20 protein-coding genes are annotated in these 20,384 nt (G+C 56.1%); 7 read left to right on the forward strand and 13 right to left on the reverse strand.

Annotated elements, in window-relative coordinates:
* Positions 1-23: 23 nt before the first annotated feature.
* The gene (locus tag ACXIZX_RS17640; protein WP_179453216.1) at positions 24-2,102 is read left to right on the forward strand and encodes a YccS/YhfK family putative transporter; all 2,079 of its coding nucleotides are present in this window, start codon (positions 24-26) and stop codon (positions 2,100-2,102) included.
* Here ACXIZX_RS17640 and argD read toward each other — a convergent pair.
* From argD to ppiA, 5 genes are all read right to left on the reverse strand, one after another.
* Positions 2,099-3,319 (reverse strand): bifunctional acetylornithine/succinyldiaminopimelate transaminase, encoded by a 1,221-nt coding sequence (gene argD, locus ACXIZX_RS17645; RefSeq protein ID WP_061719716.1) that lies wholly within the window; start codon positions 3,317-3,319, stop codon positions 2,099-2,101. The two genes, ACXIZX_RS17640 and argD, sit on opposite strands and share 4 nt — an antisense overlap.
* An 87-nt stretch (positions 3,320-3,406) precedes the next feature.
* A complete protein-coding gene (locus ACXIZX_RS17650; protein ID WP_479404639.1) occupies positions 3,407-3,982 on the reverse strand; it encodes an aminodeoxychorismate synthase component II in 576 nt (191 codons plus the stop codon).
* 41 nt (positions 3,983-4,023) lie between these two features.
* Positions 4,024-4,617 (reverse strand): putative adenosine monophosphate-protein transferase Fic, encoded by a 594-nt coding sequence (locus tag ACXIZX_RS17655; protein ID WP_479404640.1) that lies wholly within the window; start codon positions 4,615-4,617, stop codon positions 4,024-4,026.
* On the reverse strand, positions 4,607-4,777 hold the full coding sequence (locus ACXIZX_RS17660) for a YhfG family protein (RefSeq protein WP_008101805.1): 171 nt from the start codon (positions 4,775-4,777) through the stop codon (positions 4,607-4,609). The genes ACXIZX_RS17655 and ACXIZX_RS17660 overlap by 11 nt, the downstream gene beginning before the upstream one ends.
* Before the next feature lie 98 nt (positions 4,778-4,875).
* The gene (gene ppiA, locus ACXIZX_RS17665; protein WP_008101803.1) at positions 4,876-5,448 is read right to left on the reverse strand and encodes a peptidylprolyl isomerase A; all 573 of its coding nucleotides are present in this window, start codon (positions 5,446-5,448) and stop codon (positions 4,876-4,878) included.
* A 262-nt stretch (positions 5,449-5,710) separates the two neighbouring features.
* On the opposite strand from ppiA, the gene tsgA reads away from it, so the two are divergent.
* Positions 5,711-6,889 (forward strand): MFS transporter TsgA, encoded by a 1,179-nt coding sequence (tsgA, locus tag ACXIZX_RS17670; RefSeq protein WP_008101801.1) that lies wholly within the window; start codon positions 5,711-5,713, stop codon positions 6,887-6,889.
* Between the two features lie 33 nt (positions 6,890-6,922).
* Here tsgA and ACXIZX_RS17675 read toward each other — a convergent pair whose 3' ends face one another.
* Positions 6,923-8,206: a cytosine deaminase gene (locus tag ACXIZX_RS17675; RefSeq protein ID WP_479404641.1), complete on the reverse strand. Its 1,284-nt coding sequence runs from the start codon at positions 8,204-8,206 to the stop codon at positions 6,923-6,925.
* A gap of 372 nt (positions 8,207-8,578) precedes the next feature.
* Between ACXIZX_RS17675 and nirB the strand changes: the two genes are divergently transcribed.
* The 5 genes from nirB to ACXIZX_RS17700 all read left to right on the forward strand — a co-directional run bounded on the left by nirB (position 8,579) and on the right by ACXIZX_RS17700 (position 14,208).
* Positions 8,579-11,119 (forward strand): nitrite reductase large subunit NirB, encoded by a 2,541-nt coding sequence (gene nirB / locus ACXIZX_RS17680; protein ID WP_479404642.1) that lies wholly within the window; start codon positions 8,579-8,581, stop codon positions 11,117-11,119.
* Positions 11,116-11,442 (forward strand): nitrite reductase small subunit NirD, encoded by a 327-nt coding sequence (gene nirD, locus ACXIZX_RS17685; RefSeq protein ID WP_061719722.1) that lies wholly within the window; start codon positions 11,116-11,118, stop codon positions 11,440-11,442. The genes nirB and nirD overlap by 4 nt, the downstream gene beginning before the upstream one ends.
* Positions 11,443-11,472: 30 nt before the next feature.
* Complete coding sequence (gene nirC / locus ACXIZX_RS17690) at positions 11,473-12,276, forward strand: nitrite transporter NirC (RefSeq protein WP_479404643.1); 804 nt, start codon at positions 11,473-11,475, stop codon at positions 12,274-12,276.
* A 45-nt stretch (positions 12,277-12,321) separates the two neighbouring features.
* Positions 12,322-13,686 carry a siroheme synthase CysG gene (gene cysG / locus ACXIZX_RS17695; protein ID WP_479404644.1) on the forward strand — a complete coding sequence of 455 codons (1,365 nt, stop codon included), beginning with the start codon at positions 12,322-12,324 and terminating at the stop codon, positions 13,684-13,686.
* Between the two features lie 75 nt (positions 13,687-13,761).
* The gene (locus tag ACXIZX_RS17700) at positions 13,762-14,208 is read left to right on the forward strand and encodes a hypothetical protein (RefSeq protein WP_479404645.1); all 447 of its coding nucleotides are present in this window, start codon (positions 13,762-13,764) and stop codon (positions 14,206-14,208) included.
* Between the two features lie 50 nt (positions 14,209-14,258).
* On the opposite strand, the gene trpS is transcribed toward ACXIZX_RS17700, so the two are convergent.
* The 7 genes from trpS to aroK form a co-directional block, all read right to left on the reverse strand.
* Complete coding sequence (gene trpS, locus ACXIZX_RS17705; protein WP_008107881.1) at positions 14,259-15,263, reverse strand: tryptophan--tRNA ligase; 1,005 nt, start codon at positions 15,261-15,263, stop codon at positions 14,259-14,261.
* Between the two features lie 15 nt (positions 15,264-15,278).
* A complete protein-coding gene (locus ACXIZX_RS17710) occupies positions 15,279-15,956 on the reverse strand; it encodes a phosphoglycolate phosphatase (protein ID WP_008107882.1) in 678 nt (225 codons plus the stop codon).
* Positions 15,940-16,623, reverse strand: a complete 684-nt coding sequence (gene rpe, locus ACXIZX_RS17715; protein WP_008107883.1) for a ribulose-phosphate 3-epimerase — start codon at positions 16,621-16,623, stop codon at positions 15,940-15,942. Before rpe ends, ACXIZX_RS17710 begins: the two co-directional genes overlap by 17 nt.
* A 65-nt stretch (positions 16,624-16,688) precedes the next feature.
* Complete coding sequence (gene dam / locus ACXIZX_RS17720; protein ID WP_008107884.1) at positions 16,689-17,501, reverse strand: adenine-specific DNA-methyltransferase; 813 nt, start codon at positions 17,499-17,501, stop codon at positions 16,689-16,691.
* Between the two features lie 97 nt (positions 17,502-17,598).
* Positions 17,599-18,636, reverse strand: a complete 1,038-nt coding sequence (locus tag ACXIZX_RS17725) for an SPOR domain-containing protein (protein WP_479404646.1) — start codon at positions 18,634-18,636, stop codon at positions 17,599-17,601.
* A 61-nt stretch (positions 18,637-18,697) separates the two neighbouring features.
* Positions 18,698-19,786, reverse strand: a complete 1,089-nt coding sequence (aroB, locus tag ACXIZX_RS17730) for a 3-dehydroquinate synthase (RefSeq protein WP_061719729.1) — start codon at positions 19,784-19,786, stop codon at positions 18,698-18,700.
* A 39-nt stretch (positions 19,787-19,825) separates the two neighbouring features.
* Entirely contained in the window at positions 19,826-20,347 is a 522-nt protein-coding gene (gene aroK, locus ACXIZX_RS17735) for a shikimate kinase AroK (RefSeq protein WP_008107887.1), read from the reverse strand.
* Positions 20,348-20,384: the final 37 nt, after the last annotated feature.

Here is a 20,384-nt window from a genome sequence, read left to right on the forward strand (position 1 = left end):
CCGTTTCTATTTGCGATGAGCTGATGTGGCGTCGAATCATCTATCATCCCGAAGTTAACTATGCGCTGCGGCAAACGCTGGTGCTGTGCCTGCCTGTGGCTCTCGGCTGGCTGTTTGGCGATCTGCAAAAAGGTCTGCTGTTCTCATTAGTGCCGGCCTGCTGCAACATGGCGGGGCTGGATACGCCGCACAAACGCTTTTTCAAACGCCTGATTGTGGGTGGTTCGCTGTTTGCCACCGGCAGTTTCCTGATGCAAATCCTTACTGCTTACCAGATTCCGTTGCCGCTGATTTTGCTGGCGCTGCCGCTGCTGATTGGCGTGACCGGCGAAATCGGTCCGCTGCATGCGCGCTTGCTGCCCGCAACGCTCATCGCCGCTATCTTTACGCTCAGCTTAGTGGGACGCATGCCGATGTGGGTGCCGCCGTTGCTCTACATTGGCGGCACGCTGTGGTACGGCTTATTCAACTGGTTCTGGTTCTGGCTGTGGAAAGAGCAGCCGATGCGCGAATCGCTTAGCCTGCTGTTCCGCGAACTGGCGGATTATTGCGATGCCAAATACACCTTACTGACGCAGCTGACCGATCCGGAAAAAGCGCTGCCGCCGCTGCTGGCACGTCAGCAAAAGGCGGTCGATCTCATCACCACCTGTTACCAGCAAATGCATATGCTGTCGGCCAGCCGCGATAACAGCCACAAACGCCTGACGCGCGCTTTCCAGGTGGCGCTGGATTTACAGGAACACATCTCGGTGAGTTTGCATCAGCCGGAAGAGGTGCAGAAGCTGGTTGAAGAGAGCCACGCCGAAGCGGTGATTCGCTGGAACGCCAAAATCATCTCGGCGCGGCTGCGCGTGCTGGCGGATGCGATTCTCTACCATCAGCTGCCAGACCGTTTCCACATGGAGAAACAGCTCGGCGCGCTGGAGAAAATTGCGCGCCAGCATCCGGATAATCCGGTCGGTAACTTCTGCCTGTATCACTTCAGCCGCATCGCCCGCGTATTGCGCACGCAGAAGCCGCTCTACACGCGTGACCTGATGGCCGATCGCCAGCGCCGTTTGCCGCTGTTGCCGGCGCTGCGCAGTTATCTGTCATTCAAATCCACCGCGTTACGCACCGCGGCACGCTTCGCCGTAATGCTGATGTTTGGCAGCTCGCTGGCGCTGTTCTTTAACATCCCCAAACCTTACTGGATTCTGATGACCATCATGTTCGTCAGCCAGAACGGTTACAGCGCGACGCGCGTGCGCATCCAGCACCGTGCGCTGGGCACCTTTGCCGGTTTGCTGATCGCCGCCGCCTCATTACGGCTGGCGGTACCGGAATCGATCACGCTGCTGTTTATGCTGGGGATCACGCTGGCGAGTTATCTGATCACGCGGAAATATTACGGCTGGTCGATGATTGGCTTCACCGTCACGGCGGTGTATTCGCTGCAACTGCTGTCGCTCAACGGCGCACAGTTTCTGCTGCCGCGCATGATGGATACCTTGATGGGCTGTTTGATTGCCTTCGCCGGGATGATTTGGCTGTGGCCGCAGTGGCAAAGCGGACTGCTGCGCAAGAACGCGCACGATGCGCTGGAAGCCTATCAGGAAGCGCTGCGAATGCTGTTAGGCCCGGAACAATCGCCGGAGAAACTGGCTTATCAGCGCATGAAGGTTAATCAGGCGCACAACGCGCTGTTCAATTCATTGAACCAGGCATCGAGCGAGCCGGGCTTTAACCTGCAATATCTGAAAGATATGCGCATGTGGGTTACGCACAGTCAGTTCATCGTCGAGCATATTAACGCCATGACGATTCTGGCGCGTGAGCACACCATGTTGACGGCCAAGCTGGCGGAACGTTATCTGCAATCCTGTGAAATCGCGCTGCAGCGTTGTCAGCAGCGGCTGGCGTATGACGGACCGGGCAACGACAGCAATATTCTGGAAGCGCCGGAGAATCTGAATGAAGGGCCGGTGACGATTGTCGAACAGCATGTGAAGCGGATTTTGCAGCATCTCAGCGTGATGCACACCATCTCTTCGCTGGCGTGGAGCCAGCGACCGCATCATGGTCGCTGGCTCAAGGTGTTACGTCCGAAAGCGGATTAAGCAGCCAGCACCTTTTCAATCGCGCTGGCGAAACGCGTCATGCCTTCGGCGATATCGGTAGGTTCAATCACCAGCGAAGGTACAAAACGAATCACGTCGGTACCGGCGGTGAGAATCATCAATCCTTCTGCGGCGGAAGCATTAAGGATGTCACGCGCCTTGCTGGCGAACTGCGGCTTTAGCGCGGCACCAATCAGCAGACCTTTGCCACGAATTTCGCTGAAGATATCGAATTTACTGTCGATGGCTTGCAGCGCTTCAACAAACTGCTGACGACGCGCTTCCACACCTTCCAGCACTTCTGGCGTATTGATGATATCCAGCGCAGTTTCAGCGATGGCACAGGCCAGCGGATTGCCGCCGTAAGTGGTGCCGTGAACGCCCGGCGCCATCACCGAGGCAATTTCGTTGGTGGTCAACATCGCGCTCACCGGGAAACCGCCGCCCAGCGCTTTCGCGCTGGTAATAATATCGGGCTTGATACCGTAATGCTCATACGCAAACAGTTTGCCGCTACGTCCCATGCCGCTCTGCACTTCATCCAGCACCAGCAGCGCATTGTGTTCATCGCACAGCGCGCGCAGACCTTGCATAAATTCTGGCGTGGCCGGCATCACGCCGCCTTCGCCCTGAATCGGCTCGACCACGATGGCGCAGGTGTGATCATCAATCACCGCTTTCACCGCATCGAGATCGTTGAACGGCACATGCACGATATCCGCCGGTTTTGGACCGAAGCCATCGGAGTATTTCGGCTGGCCGCCAACCGACACGGTGAACAGCGTGCGGCCGTGGAAGGCGTTATGGAAGGCGATGATTTTGCTTTTGAACGGGCTGTGTTTTTTGCAGGCATAATAACGCGCCAGCTTGAATGCTGCTTCGTTGGCTTCCGCGCCGGAGTTACCGAAAAACACCCGATCGGCAAAGGTCGCGGCAATCAATTTACTCGCCAGACGCAGCGCCGGTTCGTTGGTGAACACGTTGCTGGTGTGCCACAAGGTTTCGCCCTGCGCTTTCAGCGTTTCTACCAGCGCCGGATGACAATGGCCCAATGCAGTCACCGCGATACCGCCAGAGAAATCGATATACTCTTTGCCCTGCTGATCCCACACTCGGCTGCCTTTACCTTTTACCGGCACAAACTGCGCAGGTGCATAAACAGGCAAAATAACGTTATCGAACGTTTCCCGGGTTACCGCTAGTTTTTCCGCTGCCATTGACGACCTCATCGGGTTATTTGTTGAGCTGATGTGAAAATATAATCACAAAATATGCATAAAAAATCACACGAAGGCAAACATAAGTTACGCGTTGAGGAAATTAGCCAGCAGCTGATGCCCTTGCTCACTGAGGATGCTTTCCGGATGGAACTGCACGCCTTCCAACGACAAAGTGCGATGGCGGAAACCCATGATCTCATCCGGCTGGCCGTCGCGCAGGGTCCACGCGGTGACTTCAAACTCAGCAGGCAGCGTATCGCGCGCCACAATCAATGAGTGATAGCGCGTCACGGTAAGCGGATTATTCAGATCGCGAAACACACCTTGATTAGTGTGCTGGATCAGCGAGGTTTTGCCATGCATCACCTGCCGCGCGCGCACCACTTGCGCACCGTAAGCTTGCGCAATCGCCTGATGCCCAAGGCAAACGCCGAGGATCGGCACGCGTCCGGCGAAATGGCGAATCGCCGCGAGCGAGATGCCAGACTGATCCGGCGTACACGGGCCCGGCGAAATTACCAGATGCGTCAGCGGCAGCGCTGCCATCTCATCCAGCGTAATGGCGTCATTGCGCACCACGCGCACCTCCGCGCCCAGTTCGCAAAAGTACTGGTAGAGATTCCAGGTAAAGGAGTCGTAGTTATCGATTAGCAGCAGCATAGCGCCCTCAGGCCAGTAAAAGCGGCGCTATTCTACCCATTTTAGTTCGCCGGGCTCACCACTTTCGCAAACTGCGCGGTAAGCGGCGCCAGATCGCCCGCAACGCCAGCCGAAATTGCGGCGCGCCATTTATCGCGTTCGAGCGTTTCCCACGCAAGCTGATAACCGGCATGCAGCGCGAGCTGCTCAAAGAAGATGCGCTGTGCGCGGCCATTGCCGGCGCGGAACGGGTGCAGTACGAAGATCTCACAGTAGTAATGCGCGATACGCGCCACGAAAACTTCCTGCTCAAGGTCAGCCAGGCCGCGCTCTTCCTCCAGCGCCTGCATCAGCGTGTTGCCCTCTTTCTCAATGTACTCGCAATGACAATACGGCGTTTCATCGCGCCAGATGTCGATGGTGCGCAATTCTCCCGCCCAGCTGTAGAGATCCTGAAACAGCGTGCGATGAATGTGGCAGAGACGTGGCAAACCGATGCTGCGCTGGCCGAGTTCTAACGTCGCCAGGCGCGCGGTGCTGAACGCCAGTTCCGCTTTGCGCAGCTGGGCTTCATCATGAATATCGAGACGATTCTTCAGCACGCTGTCGTTGTGCCACAGATAGGGATCGCGTACCGCTAAGCTGTTATCCGCCATATTGCCTCCTCAGTGACGCCAGGCGTTCTTCGGCGTGTTCGGCCTCGATGAGCGGCTCACTGGACGTGTAACCGGCCAGTCGGCAGCTGGCTTGATAGCTCGCAGCACGGCGCTGCTGCCACAAGGTGGCTTTCTGTTTCTCGGTGAGTTTGCTGGTCATAGCGCCTCCGGCAAGCAGTGAGCCCTAAGTATAAGCAGCAATTTTTTGCTTTGCCGGAGTGCAAATGACGCGCCAGTGGAAAATGGCGCGTTTAAGAATTAAGGCAGGACTTTGGCGGAGAGGATAACAATCGGTTTTGACGGCACATTTTGGTACGGACCGACATCTTTAGTCGGGACCTGCGCAATCTTGTCGATTACATCCTGGCCTTTCACAACTTTACCAAACACCGCATACCCGAAATCACGCTGACCGTGATCGAGGAAGGCGTTATCGGCTACGTTGAGGAAGAACTGGCTGGTGGCGCTATCTTTATCTGCGGTACGCGCCATCGAAATGGTGCCGCGCAGATTACGCAAGCCGTTGTCGGCTTCGTTTTTGATCGGCGCTACCGTTTGCTTCTGCTGCATATCGGTAGTGAAACCGCCGCCCTGAATCATAAAACCAGGGATCACGCGGTGGAAAATGGTGTTGTTGTAGAAACCATTGTTGACGTAATCAACGAAGTTTTTCACCGAAACCGGGGCTTTCTGGTTGTTCAGTTCGAGTTCAATATTGCCCGCAGAAGTGGTGAGCAGCACATGTGGATCTCCTTTTGCGGCAAGCGCGGCAGAAGATACAGAAGAGAGCGCTAACAGGGCAACCGCCGCTGTCAAAGTACGTTTAAGCATGAAAGATTCCTTACCATGGAGAGCTAGCTCAAAAACGAGATTGATTGTAAAGAGCATGTGATCCAAGAGCCAGCGTTTTACCGATATTTACGCGGATGTTGCTATTGTCATACTTTTGCCGCCACGCAATCATTTGCGTGACGAAAATCACACTCTCAATGAAATATTTCCGCCTTGTTACACTCGTTGTTTATTAAGATCACAGCAACACTTACAATTCATGACACTTTTTGCCAATCTCGGCGCTTAACAGGTTCAGAACATGACAAACCGTAATCGCATTGGCCTTACCTGGATTAGCTATTTCTCCTATGCGCTCACCGGCGCACTGGTGATCGTTACCGGTATGGTGCTGGACAATATCGCGCAGTATTTCCAGCGCCCTATTTCAGAAATGAGCAACACCTTCACATTCCTTAATGCGGGCATTTTAGTGTCGGTGTTCCTGAACGCCTGGCTGATGGTAATTGTGCCGTTGAAGCGTCAGCTGATCTTTGGCTTTGTGCTGATGATCCTCGCCGTTGCGGGTCTGATGACAAGCCACGATCTCACCGTCTTCTCACTGTGCATGTTCATCCTCGGCGTGGTGAGCGGCATCACCATGTCGATTGGTACCTTCCTGATCACCCATCTGTACGATGGTCGTCAGCGCGGCGCACGTCTGCTGTTTACCGATTCATTCTTCAGCATGGCGGGCACCATCTTCCCGATCATCGCCGGTATTCTTCTGGCACGCGCGCTGCCGTGGTATTGGGTATACGCCTGCATCGGCATCATTTATGTGGCGATCTTTGTACTGACGCTATTCATCGAGTTCCCGGTGCTGAAAAGCGAAGCCGCTAAGCCAGGCGTTGAGAAAGAGAAATGGGGCATCGGCGTGCTGTTCCTGTCGATTGCGGCGCTGTGCTACATCCTCGGTCAGCTCGGCTTTATTTCATGGGTGCCGGAATACGCCACCAAATCGATGGGCATGGATATCGCTGCTGCCGGCCAACTGGTGGGTAACTTCTGGACCGCATACATGGTCGGCATGTGGGTGTTCAGCTTCGTGCTGCGCTTCTTCGATCTGCAGCGCATCCTGATGGTGCTGGCCGCGCTGGCAACCGGTTTGATGTACTGGTTTGTCACCTCTAAAGACGCCAGCATGCTGCACTGGATCATCATGACGCTGGGCTTCAGCTCAAGCGCGATTTACACCACCATCATCACGCTGGGATCGCTGCAAACCAAGGTCTCTTCACCGAAGCTGGTGAACTTCATCCTGACCTGCGGTACCGTCGGCACCATGCTGACGTTCGTGGTGACCGGCCCAATCGTGGCACAAGGTGGCGCACATGCCGCGCTCTCTACCGCTAACGGTTTGTACGCCGTGGTGTTTGTGATGTGTGTTCTGCTCGGCTTTGTGACCAAACATCGCCAGCACGGCCACGTAACGCACTAAGTTTGACGGGCGGACTTCGGTCCGCCCTGCTCTTCAGCGTTTAAAGGTTACCGCTTCTTTTTCCGCTAAATAGATCTCGCTGCTGGCGGGCTGCGTGGCAGCAACCAACACACCTTTACGCACTGAATAACGCACTGGCACCTGACGCCGCACCGCATCAAATCCACTCTCCGCCGGCAGAATAATCAAACTGGCATCATTACCCGCCTCAATACCGTAATTCGTCAGCTGCATGGTTTTGGCGCTGTTCGCGGTAATCAGCTGCAAGCCATTATCAATCTGCTCGTAGCCCATCAACTGGCAAACATGCAATCCCATATGCAGCACCTGCAGCATGCTGGCGGTGCCGAGCGGATACCAGGGATCGAACACATCATCGTGGCCAAAGCAGACGTTGATATTCGCTTCCAGCAGCTCTTTCACTCGCGTGATGCCGCGACGTTTCGGATAGCTATCAAAGCGCCCTTGCAGGTGGATATTCACCAGCGGATTGGCGACAAAGTTGATATTTGAGAGCTTGAGCAGACGGAACAGCCGCGAAGTATAGGCATTATTGTATGAGTGCATCGCCGTGGTGTGGCTGGCGGTGACTCGCTCGCCGTTACCATCGCGATGCGCTAGCGCCGCCACGGTTTCCACAAAGCGCGACTGCTCATCGTCGATCTCGTCGCAGTGCACATCCACCAGCCGATCGTAGCGATTAGCCAGCGCAAAGGTTTTATGCAGCGACTCCACGCCATATTCGCGGGTGAATTCGTAGTGTGGAATCGCGCCCACCACATCCGCGCCCATACGCAGCGCCTCTTCCAGCAAGGCTTCCCCGTTGGGATAAGAGAGAATGCCTTCCTGCGGAAACGCCACAATCTGGATGTCGATCCACGGCGCCATTTCCGCTTTCACTTCCAGCATCGCCTTTAACGCGGTGAGCGTGGGATCGGAGACATCCACGTGAGTACGCACATGCTGAATACCGTTGGCGATTTGCCACTTCAGGGTTTGCTGCGCGCGCTGTTTCACATCTTCATGGCTCAGCAGCGCTTTACGCTCCGCCCAGCGTTCGATGCCTTCAAACAACGTGCCGGATTGGTTCCACGCGGGTTCGCCAGCGGTTTGCGTGGTGTCGAGGTGAATATGCGGCTCGATAAACGGTGCGCTCGCCAGCCCGCCCTCCGCATCCAGCGCATCCGGCTGGGCTGCAGTTTGCGGCGGCTGCGGACGAATCTGCGCAATCTTGCCGTTATCGATTTCGATCTGCCACAAGCCCTGCTGGCCCGCTAAGCGCAGGTTGTTGATCCACTTCAGTGACGGGTTTGCCATGCCGTACTCCTGTAAAACACAAAACCTAAAGCTAGCATGAAAAAGGGAAACCAACGTAGGGTCGCCGCGTATGGCGTAAGGCTTGTCAGTTAAGCGTAAATCGGTCGCCATGAATGACGACCCTACGGTGATTTTGTAGGGTGCGCATTCATGCGCACCTGGTTACATATGCAATTTATTGCTTAACTGAGCGGCATTACGCCATTTATGGCAACCAGAACAATAATCAACCAAATAAGTCACTTAACTAATTCTTTCAAAATCAGCCACATACCTCAAAATGGGTATATAGGGGCGCGCTTGATGTACATCAATAAGCGCCAAAAGCGCCGCGTTAAGGTAAGCGCAGATACCGCAATTTTTGAGGCAAGCATGAGCAAGCACAGTGTCGTTATTATTGGCAACGGCATGGTCGGCCACCGCTTTATAGAAGAACTTATCGACAAAGATCCATCCAGTGAGTTTGCGATAACCGTTTTCTGTGAAGAACCCCGCGTAGCCTATGACCGCGTCCACCTTTCCGCCTATTTTTCCCATCACACCGCCGAAGAACTCTCGCTGGTTCGCGAAGGTTATTACGAAAAGCATCAGGTAAAGCTGCTGCTTGGCGAACGCGCCATCACCATCAATCGCGACGAAAAACTGATTCACTCGAATACCGGTCGCGCGGTGCATTACGACACACTGATTTTCGCCACCGGCTCTTATCCGTGGATTCCGCCGATAAAAGGCGCGGAAGGCAGCGATTGCTATGTCTATCGCACCATTGAAGATCTCAACGCCATTGAAGCCTGTTCACGCCGCAGCAAACGCGGCGCGGTGATTGGCGGCGGCCTGTTAGGGCTGGAAGCGGCAGGCGCGCTGAAAAACCTCGGCGTCGAAACCCACGTCATTGAGTTCGCGCCGGTACTGATGGCGGAACAGCTCGATCCTCAAGGCGGCGAGCAGCTGCGCCGTAAGATCGAGCAAATGGGCGTGCGCGTTCACACCGGTAAAAACACCCAGCAGATCGTCCATCATCCACAAGGCGGCAAAACGCTGGAGTTTGCTGACGGCAGCGCGCTGGATGTCGATTTCATCGTCTTCTCCACCGGCATTCGCCCGCAGGACAAGCTGGCTAAACAGTGCGGCCTGCAACTTGGCGCGCGCGGCGGTATCGCAATTGACGATCATTGCCAGACCAGCGATGCGCACATCTTTGCCATTGGTGAGTGCGCCGCCTGGCAGAACCGTATTTACGGTTTAGTCGCGCCGGGCTACAAAATGGCGCAGGTTGCCAGCGACCGGCTGGTTGGCCGCGATAACGCGTTTGCCGGCGCGGATATGAGCGCCAAGCTGAAACTGCTGGGCGTTGATGTGGGCGGAATTGGTGATGCGCATGGCCGCACGCCGGGCGCGCGCAGCTTCGTGTGGCTCGACGAGCAGAAAAATATCTATAAGCGCCTGATCGTTAGCGAAGATAACCGCACGCTGCTCGGCGCGGTGTTAGTCGGTGACACCAGCGATTACGGCAATCTGCTGCAGCTGGCGCTAAATAACATCGCGTTACCGGAAAATCCCGCCTTGCTGATCCTGCCTGCGGGCAGCGGCGAGAAACCGGTGATGGGCGCTGATGCGCTGCCGGACAGCGCGCAAATCTGCTCCTGCTTCGACGTCAGCAAAGGCGATATTGTCAAAGCGGTGCAAGGTGGTTGCCACACCGTCGCGGCCTTGAAAACCGAAACCCGCGCCGGAACCGGCTGCGGCGGCTGCATTCCGTTGATTACTCAGGTGCTGAATGCTGAACTGAGCCGTCAGGGCATCGAGGTCAACAATCATTTGTGCGCGCATTTCCCTTACTCGCGTCAGGAGTTGTATCACCTGATTCGCGTGGAAGAGATCACATCGTTCGACGCGCTGCTGGCGAAATATGGCCAGGGCTACGGCTGCGAAGTGTGTAAACCGACGGTCGGTTCGCTGCTGGCTTCCTGCTGGAACGAATATGTGCTGAAGCCACAGCTCGCGCCGCTGCAGGACAGCAACGACCTGTTCCTCGGCAATATCCAGAAAGACGGCACTTACTCAGTGATCCCGCGTTCGGCCGGTGGCGAAATCACGCCGGAAGGATTGATGGCGATTGGCGCCGTGGCGCGCCAGTACAATCTCTACACCAAAATCACCGGCTCGCAGCGTATTGGCCTGTTTGGTGCGCAGCGCGACGATCTGCCGGCTATCTGGACGCAGCTGATTGATGCCGGTTTTGAAACCGGACAAGCGTATGCCAAAGCGCTGCGCATGGCGAAAACCTGCGTCGGCAGCGTCTGGTGCCGCTTTGGCGTGGGCGACAGCCTCGGCTTCGGCATTGAGCTGGAGCATCGCTACAAAGGCATTCGCACCCCGCACAAGATGAAGTTTGGCGTCTCCGGCTGCACGCGAGAATGCGCCGAAGCGCAGGGCAAAGACGTTGGCATCATCGCCACCGAGAAAGGCTGGAACCTGTATGTGTGCGGCAACGGCGGCATGAAGCCACGTCACGCCGATTTGCTGGCCGCCGATCTCGATCGCGATACGCTACTGCGCTATCTCGACCGTTTCATGATGTTCTACATCCGCACCGGCGACCGCCTGCAGCGCACCTCGCTGTGGCTGGAAAGCATGGACGGCGGCATTGATTATCTGCGCAGCGTGATTATCGATGACAAACTCGGCCTGAATACACAGCTGGAAACCGAGCTGGCGCGTCTGCGCGCGGCGGTGGAATGTGAGTGGACCGCAACGGTGCAGGATCCACAACAGCAGCACCACTTCAGCACCTTTATCAACAGCGATCGGCGCGATCCGCTGGTGCAGCATATCAACCAACGCGATCAGCATCGTCCGGCGCAACCCGCCGAGCGCATTGCGGTCACTCTGATTGAGGAGATCGACGCATGAGCCAGTGGCATTCGGTGTGTGAACTCAGCCAAATTCTGCCTGCGACCGGCGTATGCGCGCTGATCAACGGCCAGCAGATTGCTATCTTTCGTCCGCATGACGATGAGCAACTCTACGCCTTGAGCAATATCGATCCTTTCGCCCAGGCCAGCGTGTTGTCACGCGGCCTGATTGCCGAGCACCAGCAGGCGCTGTGGGTGGCAAGTCCACTGAAGAAACAGCGCTTCCGCCTGAGCGATGGCTTTTGTCTGGAAGACGAAGCGCGCTCGGTGGCGAGCTATCCGGTGCGCGTTAGCGATGGCAAGGTCGAGATCTGCGCCTGACAGCATTCCTTCACTTTATGAGACGTCACTATGTTTACTGACACCCTGAATAAATGCGCCGCCAACGCGGCGCGCATTGTGCGTACGGCGCAGCACAGCCCGCTGGCCTTCTGGATCAGCTCGGCGATGGCGGGCGCCTATGTTGGCCTGGCGATTATCCTGATCTTCACGCTCGGCAATCTGGTTGATCCGGCTTATCGCCCGCTGCTGATGGGCGCGACCTTCGGTATCGCCTTAACGCTGGTGATCATCGCCGGTTCCGAGCTGTTCACCGGTCACACTATGTTTCTGACCATCGGCGTGAAAGCGGACAGCATCAAGCAAGGCCAGATGTGGTGCGTGCTGCCGCAAACCTGGCTGGGTAATCTTGTCGGTTCAGTATTGGTCGCACTGATTTATTACTATGCGGCAGGTCCGCTGCTGCCGAATGCCGGATCGCTGCTGCACAGCGCGGCGCTGGCGAAAACCACGCAGTCAGCCATGGCGCTGTTCTTTAAAGGCGCGCTGTGTAACTGGCTGGTCTGTCTGGCGATTTGGATGGCGGTGCGTACCGAAGGAACGGCGAAGTTCATCGCCATCTGGTGGTGTTTGCTGGCGTTCATCGCTTCCGGCTACGAACACTCGATTGCCAATATGACGGTCTTTGCGCTGTCGTGGTTTGGTCAGCATAATGCCGACTTCACAATGAGCGGCATCGGCCACAACTTGCTGTGGGTGACGCTGGGCAATATGTTCTCCGGCATGGTGCTGATGGGCCTCGGTTATTGGTACGCCACACCGCAGGCGCAGCGCCCGCAGGCCGAAGCGCAAGCCGCGCCGCTCAAAACGGCATAACACTTTTTTCAGCCCGCCTCGCGCGGGCTTTTTTCAGGATGAGCTATGGACTACTTTCCGCTGTTTTGCCGCCTGCAAGGCAAACGCTGTTTACTAGTTGGCGGTGGTGATGTGGCTGAGCGCAAAGCGCGTTTGCTGCTGGATGCCGGGGCCGCTTTGCACGTTGGCGCGCTGAATTTCTCCCCGGCGTTTCAACTGTGGGCGCAACAGGGAAAGGTGACCTTATTACCCGGCGCGTTTGATGAGCGCTGGCTCGAGGATTGTTGGCTGGTGATTGCCGCCACCGATGATGATGCGGTGAATCAGCAGGTTGGCGATGCGGCGGAGTTGCGTCGCATCTTCTGCAATCTGGTGGATGCACCGCAGGAAGCCAGCGCGATTATGCCGTCAATTATCGATCGTTCGCCGCTGATGATTGCCGTGTCGTCTGGTGGTCGCGCGCCGGTGCTGGCGCGTTTACTGCGTGAAAAACTCGAAGCGATGCTGCCACAGCATCTTGGTGAGTTAGCGTCATTAGCCGGATCGCTGCGCAGTCGCGTCAAACGTACCTTTAACAGCATGGCGCAGCGGCGTGCTTTCTGGGAGCGCTTCTTCGTGAGCGACCGGCTGGCGCAAACGCTGGCGAATAGCGATCGGCCACGCGCGGAACACATCGTCGAAACCTTGTTCGATGCGCCGCTGTCGCAGCAAGGCGAAGTGGTACTGGTCGGCGCCGGGCCGGGCGATGCGGGACTGTTGACGCTGAAAGGCTTGCAGCATATTCAGCAGGCCGATGTGGTGGTGTATGACCGCTTAGTCTCCGAGCCGATTCTCAATCTGGTACGCCGCGATGCGGAGCGCATCTTTGTTGGCAAACAAGCCGGCAATCACTGCGTACCGCAATCGCAGATCAATCAGGTTTTACTTGAGCAGGCGCAGAGCGGCAAGCGCGTGGTGCGCCTTAAAGGCGGCGATCCCTTTATCTTCGGCCGCGGTGGTGAAGAGTTGGAACTGCTGGCGCAGCACAATATCCCGTTTAGCGTGGTGCCGGGTATTACGGCCGCCTCGGGCTGTTCTGCCTACAGCGGCATTCCGCTGACGCATCGCGATCACGCGCAGAGCGTGCGTTTCGTCACCGGTCATTTGCAGCAGCATGGGGAAATCGAGTGGCGCAAGCTGGCGGCAGAACAGCAAACGCTGGTGTTCTATATGGGGCTGGCGCAGGCGCCGGAAATCCAGCAGCAACTGTTGCAGCACGGCATGGATGCTGCGATGCCGGTAGCGATTGTGCAGAATGGCACCACGCCGCAGCAGCGCGTAGAGACCGCAACGCTGGCGGAACTGGCCACGCTGGCGCAGCAGTTTGCCAGTCCGGCTCTGATTATTGTTGGTCGCGTAGTGGAACTGCGTTCACAGTTACGCTGGTTCTGACACGGCAAAAAACTGTACAGCGCTGCGCTTTGTCGCCAGACTACAGGCCATCTTTCTCATCAATAAGGGGTTTCCATGCGCGTTGCTTCACTGGTTTGCACGTTGTTATTGCCGTTGAGCGCGGTTGCTACCGCTGCACCCGTTACCTGGTCGAACGTGGTGGGTGAATGGCAAGTGGTGGCGGTAACGCCTAAGAAGGAAGTCGGTCAGCTGTATATCAAGAATGATCCGCAGTTTATGGGCGCACGCGTGGCGTTTAAGCCAAATGCGATAACCTGGACGCGCGGTACTGACGAGCGCAGCATCAATCCTTCCGTCGATAACTGCAACGCTAAACCACGTCTCAGCGCCGCCAATGGCGCGGGACAGGATCGTGATTTCACCTTCCGTTACGGCTTCAATGTGAGCTGTGGCAATCAGGCGTGGGGACCTGCGCCAGGCGCGGTGATCAGCGTGCTGGCTGACGGTAACGCCCGCTTGTTCTGGGATGGCGCGGAACTGGCGTTACATCGCATCAAATAAAAAACGGCGGGTCATCATGACCCGCCGTTCTGTTCTATCCCGCTAGCCGCTTACGGCTGTGCGACAAAGCCTACCGCTTCGTACACTTTCTTCAGCGTTTCCTGCGCATGGGCGCGGGCTTTCGCTGCGCCATCACGCATCACCTGATTCAGCAGCTCTTCGTCGTTACGGAAACGATGATAACGCTCCTGCAGTTCGGTCAGCATGCCGGAAACCGCTTCAGCAACTTCACCTTTCAGGTGGCCGTACATTTTGCCTTCGAACTCTTGCTCCAACTGCGCAATGCTTTTACCGGTCACGCCCGAGAGAATATCCAGCAGGTTAGAAACGCCGGCCTTCTCTTTAACGTCGTAGCGCACCACTGGTGGCTCGGCGGAATCAGTCACCGCGCGTTTGATCTTCTTCACCACCGCTTTGGTGTCTTCCAGCAGGCCAATCACGTTGTTACGGTTGTCGTCTGACTTGGACATTTTCTTGGTCGGCTCAAGCAGCGACATCACGCGTGCACCCGATTTCGGAATGAACGGCTCAGGCACTTTGAACACATCGCCATAAAGCGCATTGAAACGCTGGGCGATATCGCGGCTCAGCTCCAGATGCTGCTTCTGATCTTCGCCAACCGGTACCTGATTGGTTTGATACAGCAGGATATCGGCCGCCATCAGCACCGGATAGTCAAACAGGCCTGCGGTGATGTTTTCCGAGTAGCGCGCGGATTTATCTTTGAACTGCGTCATGCGGCTCAGTTCGCCGAAATAGGCGTAACAGTTCAGCACCCAGCTCAGCTGCGCATGCTCTGGCACGTGCGACTGAACAAAGATGGTGCTTTTCGCCGGGTCGATGCCGCAGGCAAGATAGAGCGCTAAGGTATCCAGCGTGGCTTTACGCAGCGCGGTTGGATCCTGACGTACGGTGATGGCGTGCAGATCGACGATGCAGTAAATGCAGTGGAAATCATCCTGCATCTGCACCCACTGACGCAGCGCACCCATATAGTTGCCAATGGTCAGTTCACCGGAAGGCTGGGCGCCGCTGAAAACGATGGGTTTGCTCATGTTATGTCCTGATAATCACAGCCCGATAGCGGGCAAAAGTTCGTCAAAAGAGTCGAGAGTTAAATCGGGTTGGCTTGTCGCAATCGGCTCACCGTAGTTATAGCCAAATGTCATACCGATGTTCGGTACGCCTGCCGCCTGGGCCGCGAGAATATCATTGCGGGAATCGCCGACAAACAGCAATTGTCCCGGAAGCACGCCAAAATGGCCGAGGACGAGGAAAATGGCCGCCGGATGGGGCTTTTTCACAATTACGTCGTCACCGCCGATAATCTGCGTGAAGTACTCGTCAATTCCAAGCGACTTCAGCAGCGGCGCCACAAACGGCGTGGGCTTGTTGGTGACGATCGCCAGCGGCAGGCCTTTCGCCTGTAAGGCCGCCAGCGTCTCCTTCACCTGCGGGAACAGCGTGCTGCCCGCTTCCACCGTTTGCGCGTAATACTTATCAAACAGCGCACGCGCGTCGCGTTGCTCTTCGGCATGCGGCTCGCGTCCCAGCGCCCAGGTCAGTGCGCGGGTCATCATCACGTCAGCGCCGTTACCAATCCAGGTCGAGGCCAATGCCAAACCCGGCGGCGGTAGCTGCAGATCGCTCAGCGCATGATCGATGGCTTGTGACAAACCGGGCGCGCTATCAACCAGCGTACCGTCGAGATCAAACGCCAGCGCGCGGATATCAGTGAAATGAGCCATTAACTTTCTCCAGTTCGCCACGCATCTCATCGATCACTTTTTTGTAATCCGGATGACCGAAGATCGCGGAACCGGCCACAAACATATCGGCACCGGCGGCAGCAATCTGGCCGATGTTATCGATCTTCACGCCGCCATCCACTTCCAGACGAATGTTGTAGCCACTCTCATCAATCAGGCGACGCGCCTGACGCAGTTTGTCGAGCGTACCGGGAATGAAGGATTGACCGCCGAAGCCTGGATTCACCGACATCAGAAGAATGATATCCAGCTTATCCATCACATAGTCGAGGTAGTCGAGCGGCGTCGCAGGGTTGAATACCAGACCCGCTTTGCAACCGTGCTCTTTGATCAGCTGCAGCGTGCGATCAACATGCTCGCTGGCTTCCGGGTGGAAAGTGATGAAGGTGGCGCCCGCTTTAGCGAATTCCGGGATCAATGCATCCACAGGTTTAACCATCAGATGCACATCAATAGGTGCAGTGATGCCGTAATCGCGCAGCGCTTTCAGCACCATCGGCCCCATCGTCAGATTGGGAACGTAGTGGTTATCCATCACATCGAAATGGACCACATCACCACCTGCCGCCAGCGCTTTAGCTGTGTCTTCACCCAAACGCGCGAAGTCAGCAGCCAGAATTGAAGGGGCCAGTAAAAATTGTTTCATCCGATTCTCCCAATTTTGTGCGCCAGCCTGAGCTGGCGTAATGCCTTGGTCGCGGACGAAACAGGCTAGCGGAAAAGCGCCAGCAGTTCGTCGACTTGCGTGCGACCACTTATGCTTCGGCTGATGGAACGCCGGGCTTTGACTACGTGTAAATCCGCATTCTGATACCACTCACGCGTGAGTAGCGTATCGTGATTTGAAATCAGTACCGGGATGCGGTTTTGCTGCGCCAGCTTATTGGCCAGTTCCGCCAGATGCTGCTGCTCGCGCAGACTAAAACTGTTGGTGTGGTAAGCGGTAAAATTCGCTGTCGCCGAAAGCGGTGCATACGGCGGATCGCAATAAACCACTGAGCCTTCAACGGCGTTGTTCAGAGTAACATCGTACGATTCACAGACAAAGGTCGCTTTTTGCGCCCGTTCGGCAAACCACAACAGCTCCGCTTCCGGGAAGTATGGCTTGCGATAGCGACCAAATGGCACGTTAAACTCACCGCGCAAATTGTAGCGGCATAGACCGTTATAACCGTGGCGATTGAGATACAGGAACAGCACCGCGCGCTGGTATTCATCTTTGCTCGCATTAAAGGCGATGCGCTGCGCGTAGTAGGTTTCTGCCGTGTTGCCTTCAGCATTGAAGAGCTGACGCGCGTCTTCAATGAAGGCCGCAGTTCGCGTTTTGACGATGTTATACAGATTGATGAGATCACCGTTGATGTCCGCCAGGTGATAGCGGTCATAATCGGTGTTGAGGAACACGGAACCGGCGCCGACAAAGGGTTCGATTAGACAATCACCTTGTGGCAAATGACGACGGATGTCATCAAGGAGCGGGTATTTTCCTCCGGCCCATTTCAGGAAAGCGCGATTTTTTTTCATGCTGTCGTGGTTATTACATCTTAATTATTGGCTGTGGTGAAACCGACAGCAGCTCTGCGCTTTAAACGGGGCCGCATGTTTGCGGCCCCACATCTCATTACTGACTTTCTTTCTTCACCTGGCTAAGCGGTTTTACCCACGGATTGGCTGCACGCACTTCCGCTGGCAGCGATGCCACGGCGCGTTTCGCATCGGCTGGCGTGGCGTAAGCACCGCTCACCAACACATACCAAGGCTCGCCGTTACGCGTGGTTTTATACACGTGATAACCGCTCAGGTTCTGTTTTCTCGCCCAGGCGTTCAGGCTCTCTTCTTTCGACGCGCCACTTAACTGCAGCGTGTAGTTTCCGCCTGATGGCAGCGATTTGCTGGCACCGCTCGAACTGGCAGGCGCGGAATTACGCGTCGCGGTGGTGCGGGTGTTGTTCTCTTTCACGGGTGCCGGTTTGGTGGCGGCCGGTGTTTTATGCGGCGTCGATGCGTGCGTCTCGCGTGTACCGTTGTTGCTGGTACGCGCTGGGGTTTCTGAACGCATGGCTGGCGGCGTAATCGCTTTACCGTTGCCGCTGACCGTGGCCGGTGCGGTTGGCAGCGAGCTATTACCCTGCGCGCCTTGTGCTGCGGCATCGACAGAACCTTGCTGATTGTTCAGCGCAGTATTGAGATCGCCCGGCAGCGTGACACGCTGCTGGTTGGCTGGCGTATCCACAGGTGCAGCTTGCGTCGGCGTAGAGGAGACTGATGGCATTGAGATGGATTGGCCGTCACTGCCCGCTGGTGCAGCCGTGCCCGCTGTGTTTTGCGGTGCGCTGCCATCAGCAGAAGGCGTGGCGTTTTGCTGGCCGCTCATGGACGTCGATCCCGAAAGGTCGATGTTCTTTTCGCTGCCACCGGCAGAAGGTGCCGCGCCGTTATTTGCGGTATTGGTTGCAGGTTTCTTCTCGTCTGGGCCGGTTAATGCTGAACCAATCCCCAGCACTACCAACAGCAGAACCAAAATACCAATGCCCATCATCATATGCTGACGAGAAACCGGTACCTTCACTTTCGGCGCAGAAGACGATTTGCGTGGCCGCGTCGGACGGCGGTCACTGGCGTCAGGTTTTAACTCGTCTTCCGGTTTGAACTCATCCATTTAGCCTCCTCCGTAAAACGACGCGCTTCCCACACGCCGCATCACCACTCACTTCTAATAATCAGGGTTTCTGGCAATCGTTGATTGCTGCCAGCACCATATCATGTGCCACACCGCCACGCACTTCAGAGCGGCCAATAGCGAGAGGCAACACCAGACGCAGTTCGCCCGCCAGCACTTTCTTATCGCGCATCATATGTGGCAAATAATCTTCCGCCGCCATGCTCGCCGGGCCATGGACAGGCAAACCAGCACGCAGCAGCAGCGCGATAATGCGATCGGTTTCAGCAGAGGTGAACTGCCCTAAACGTTCCGCGGTACGTGCGGCCATCACCATGCCAGCCGACACCGCTTCGCCGTGCAGCCAGTTGCCGTAACCCATGTGCGCTTCAATCGCATGACCAAAAGTATGGCCCAGATTGAGCAGTGCACGTACGCCAGTCTCGCGTTCATCAGCCGCAACCACTTCTGCTTTCAATTCGCAGCAGCGACGGATGCAGTAAGCCAGGGCTTTTTCATCCAGCGCCAGCAGAGCATCAAGGTTCTGCTCCAGCCACTGGAAGAATTCGCCATCAAGGATAATGCCGTATTTGATCACTTCCGCCAGACCGGACGCTAATTCGCGCGGTGGCAGAGTGGCCAGGCAATGGGTATCCACCACGACAGACGCGGGCTGATAAAACGCCCCAATCATGTTTTTGCCGAGTGGATGGTTAACCGCGGTTTTTCCACCAACGGAGGAGTCAACCTGAGACAGCAACGTGGTCGGCACCTGAATAAAGCGCACACCACGCTGATAGCTGGCTGCAGCAAAGCCGGTCAAGTCACCAATCACGCCACCACCAAGTGCAATCAACGTGGTATCACGACCGTGCGGCTTTTTCAGCAGCGCGGTGAATACCTCGTCCATAACCGCCAGCGTTTTGTACTGCTCACCATCAGGCAAAATTACCTGATCTACCTTAATGCCGGCATTGCTGAGCAGCGCTGACAGAGATTCAAGATAGATCGGCGCCAGTGTCTGGTTTGTCACCAGCATGGCATTGTCGCCTGCTTTGAGCGGCCAAAAAGAAGCCGGATCGTTAAACAGTCCGGCAGCGATGGTGATGGGGTAACTGCGATCCCCGAGTGAGACAGTGATCTTCTCCATGATGACCGATACCTATTGCTGAGCCCTCAGGGCGCTGGATTAGTTCTTTTCCAGCATGTTGATGATCTGATTGGCCACCACTTTTGCACTTTGATCGTCAGTGCGAATAGTGACATCAGCGATCTCTTCATAAAGCGGATTACGTTCACCTGCGAGCGCTTCCAGTACTTCGCGCGGCGGTGATTCAACCTGCAACAGCGGACGCTTTTTATCACGCTGGGTTCGAGCAAGTTGCTTTTCGATGGTGGTTTCAAGGTATACGACCACACCGCGGGCGGAGAGACGATTACGGGTCTCGCGGGATTTGACTGAGCCACCACCGGTCGCGAGGACAATGCCTTGCTTCTCGGTCAGCTCATTAATGATCTTTTCTTCACGATCGCGGAAGCCTTCTTCGCCTTCCACATCAAATACCCAGCCTACATCCGCTCCGGTGCGTCGCTCAATTTCCTGATCGGAATCGAAAAATTCCATATTGAGTTGCTGAGCCAACTGACGACCAATAGTGCTTTTGCCGGCACCCATCGGCCCAACCAGAAAGATATTGCGTTTCTCTGCCATTTTATCGGTATTACTAAGAATTCGTTGATGATACCCC

The sequence above is a fragment of the Candidatus Pantoea symbiotica genome, assembly GCF_056491525.1.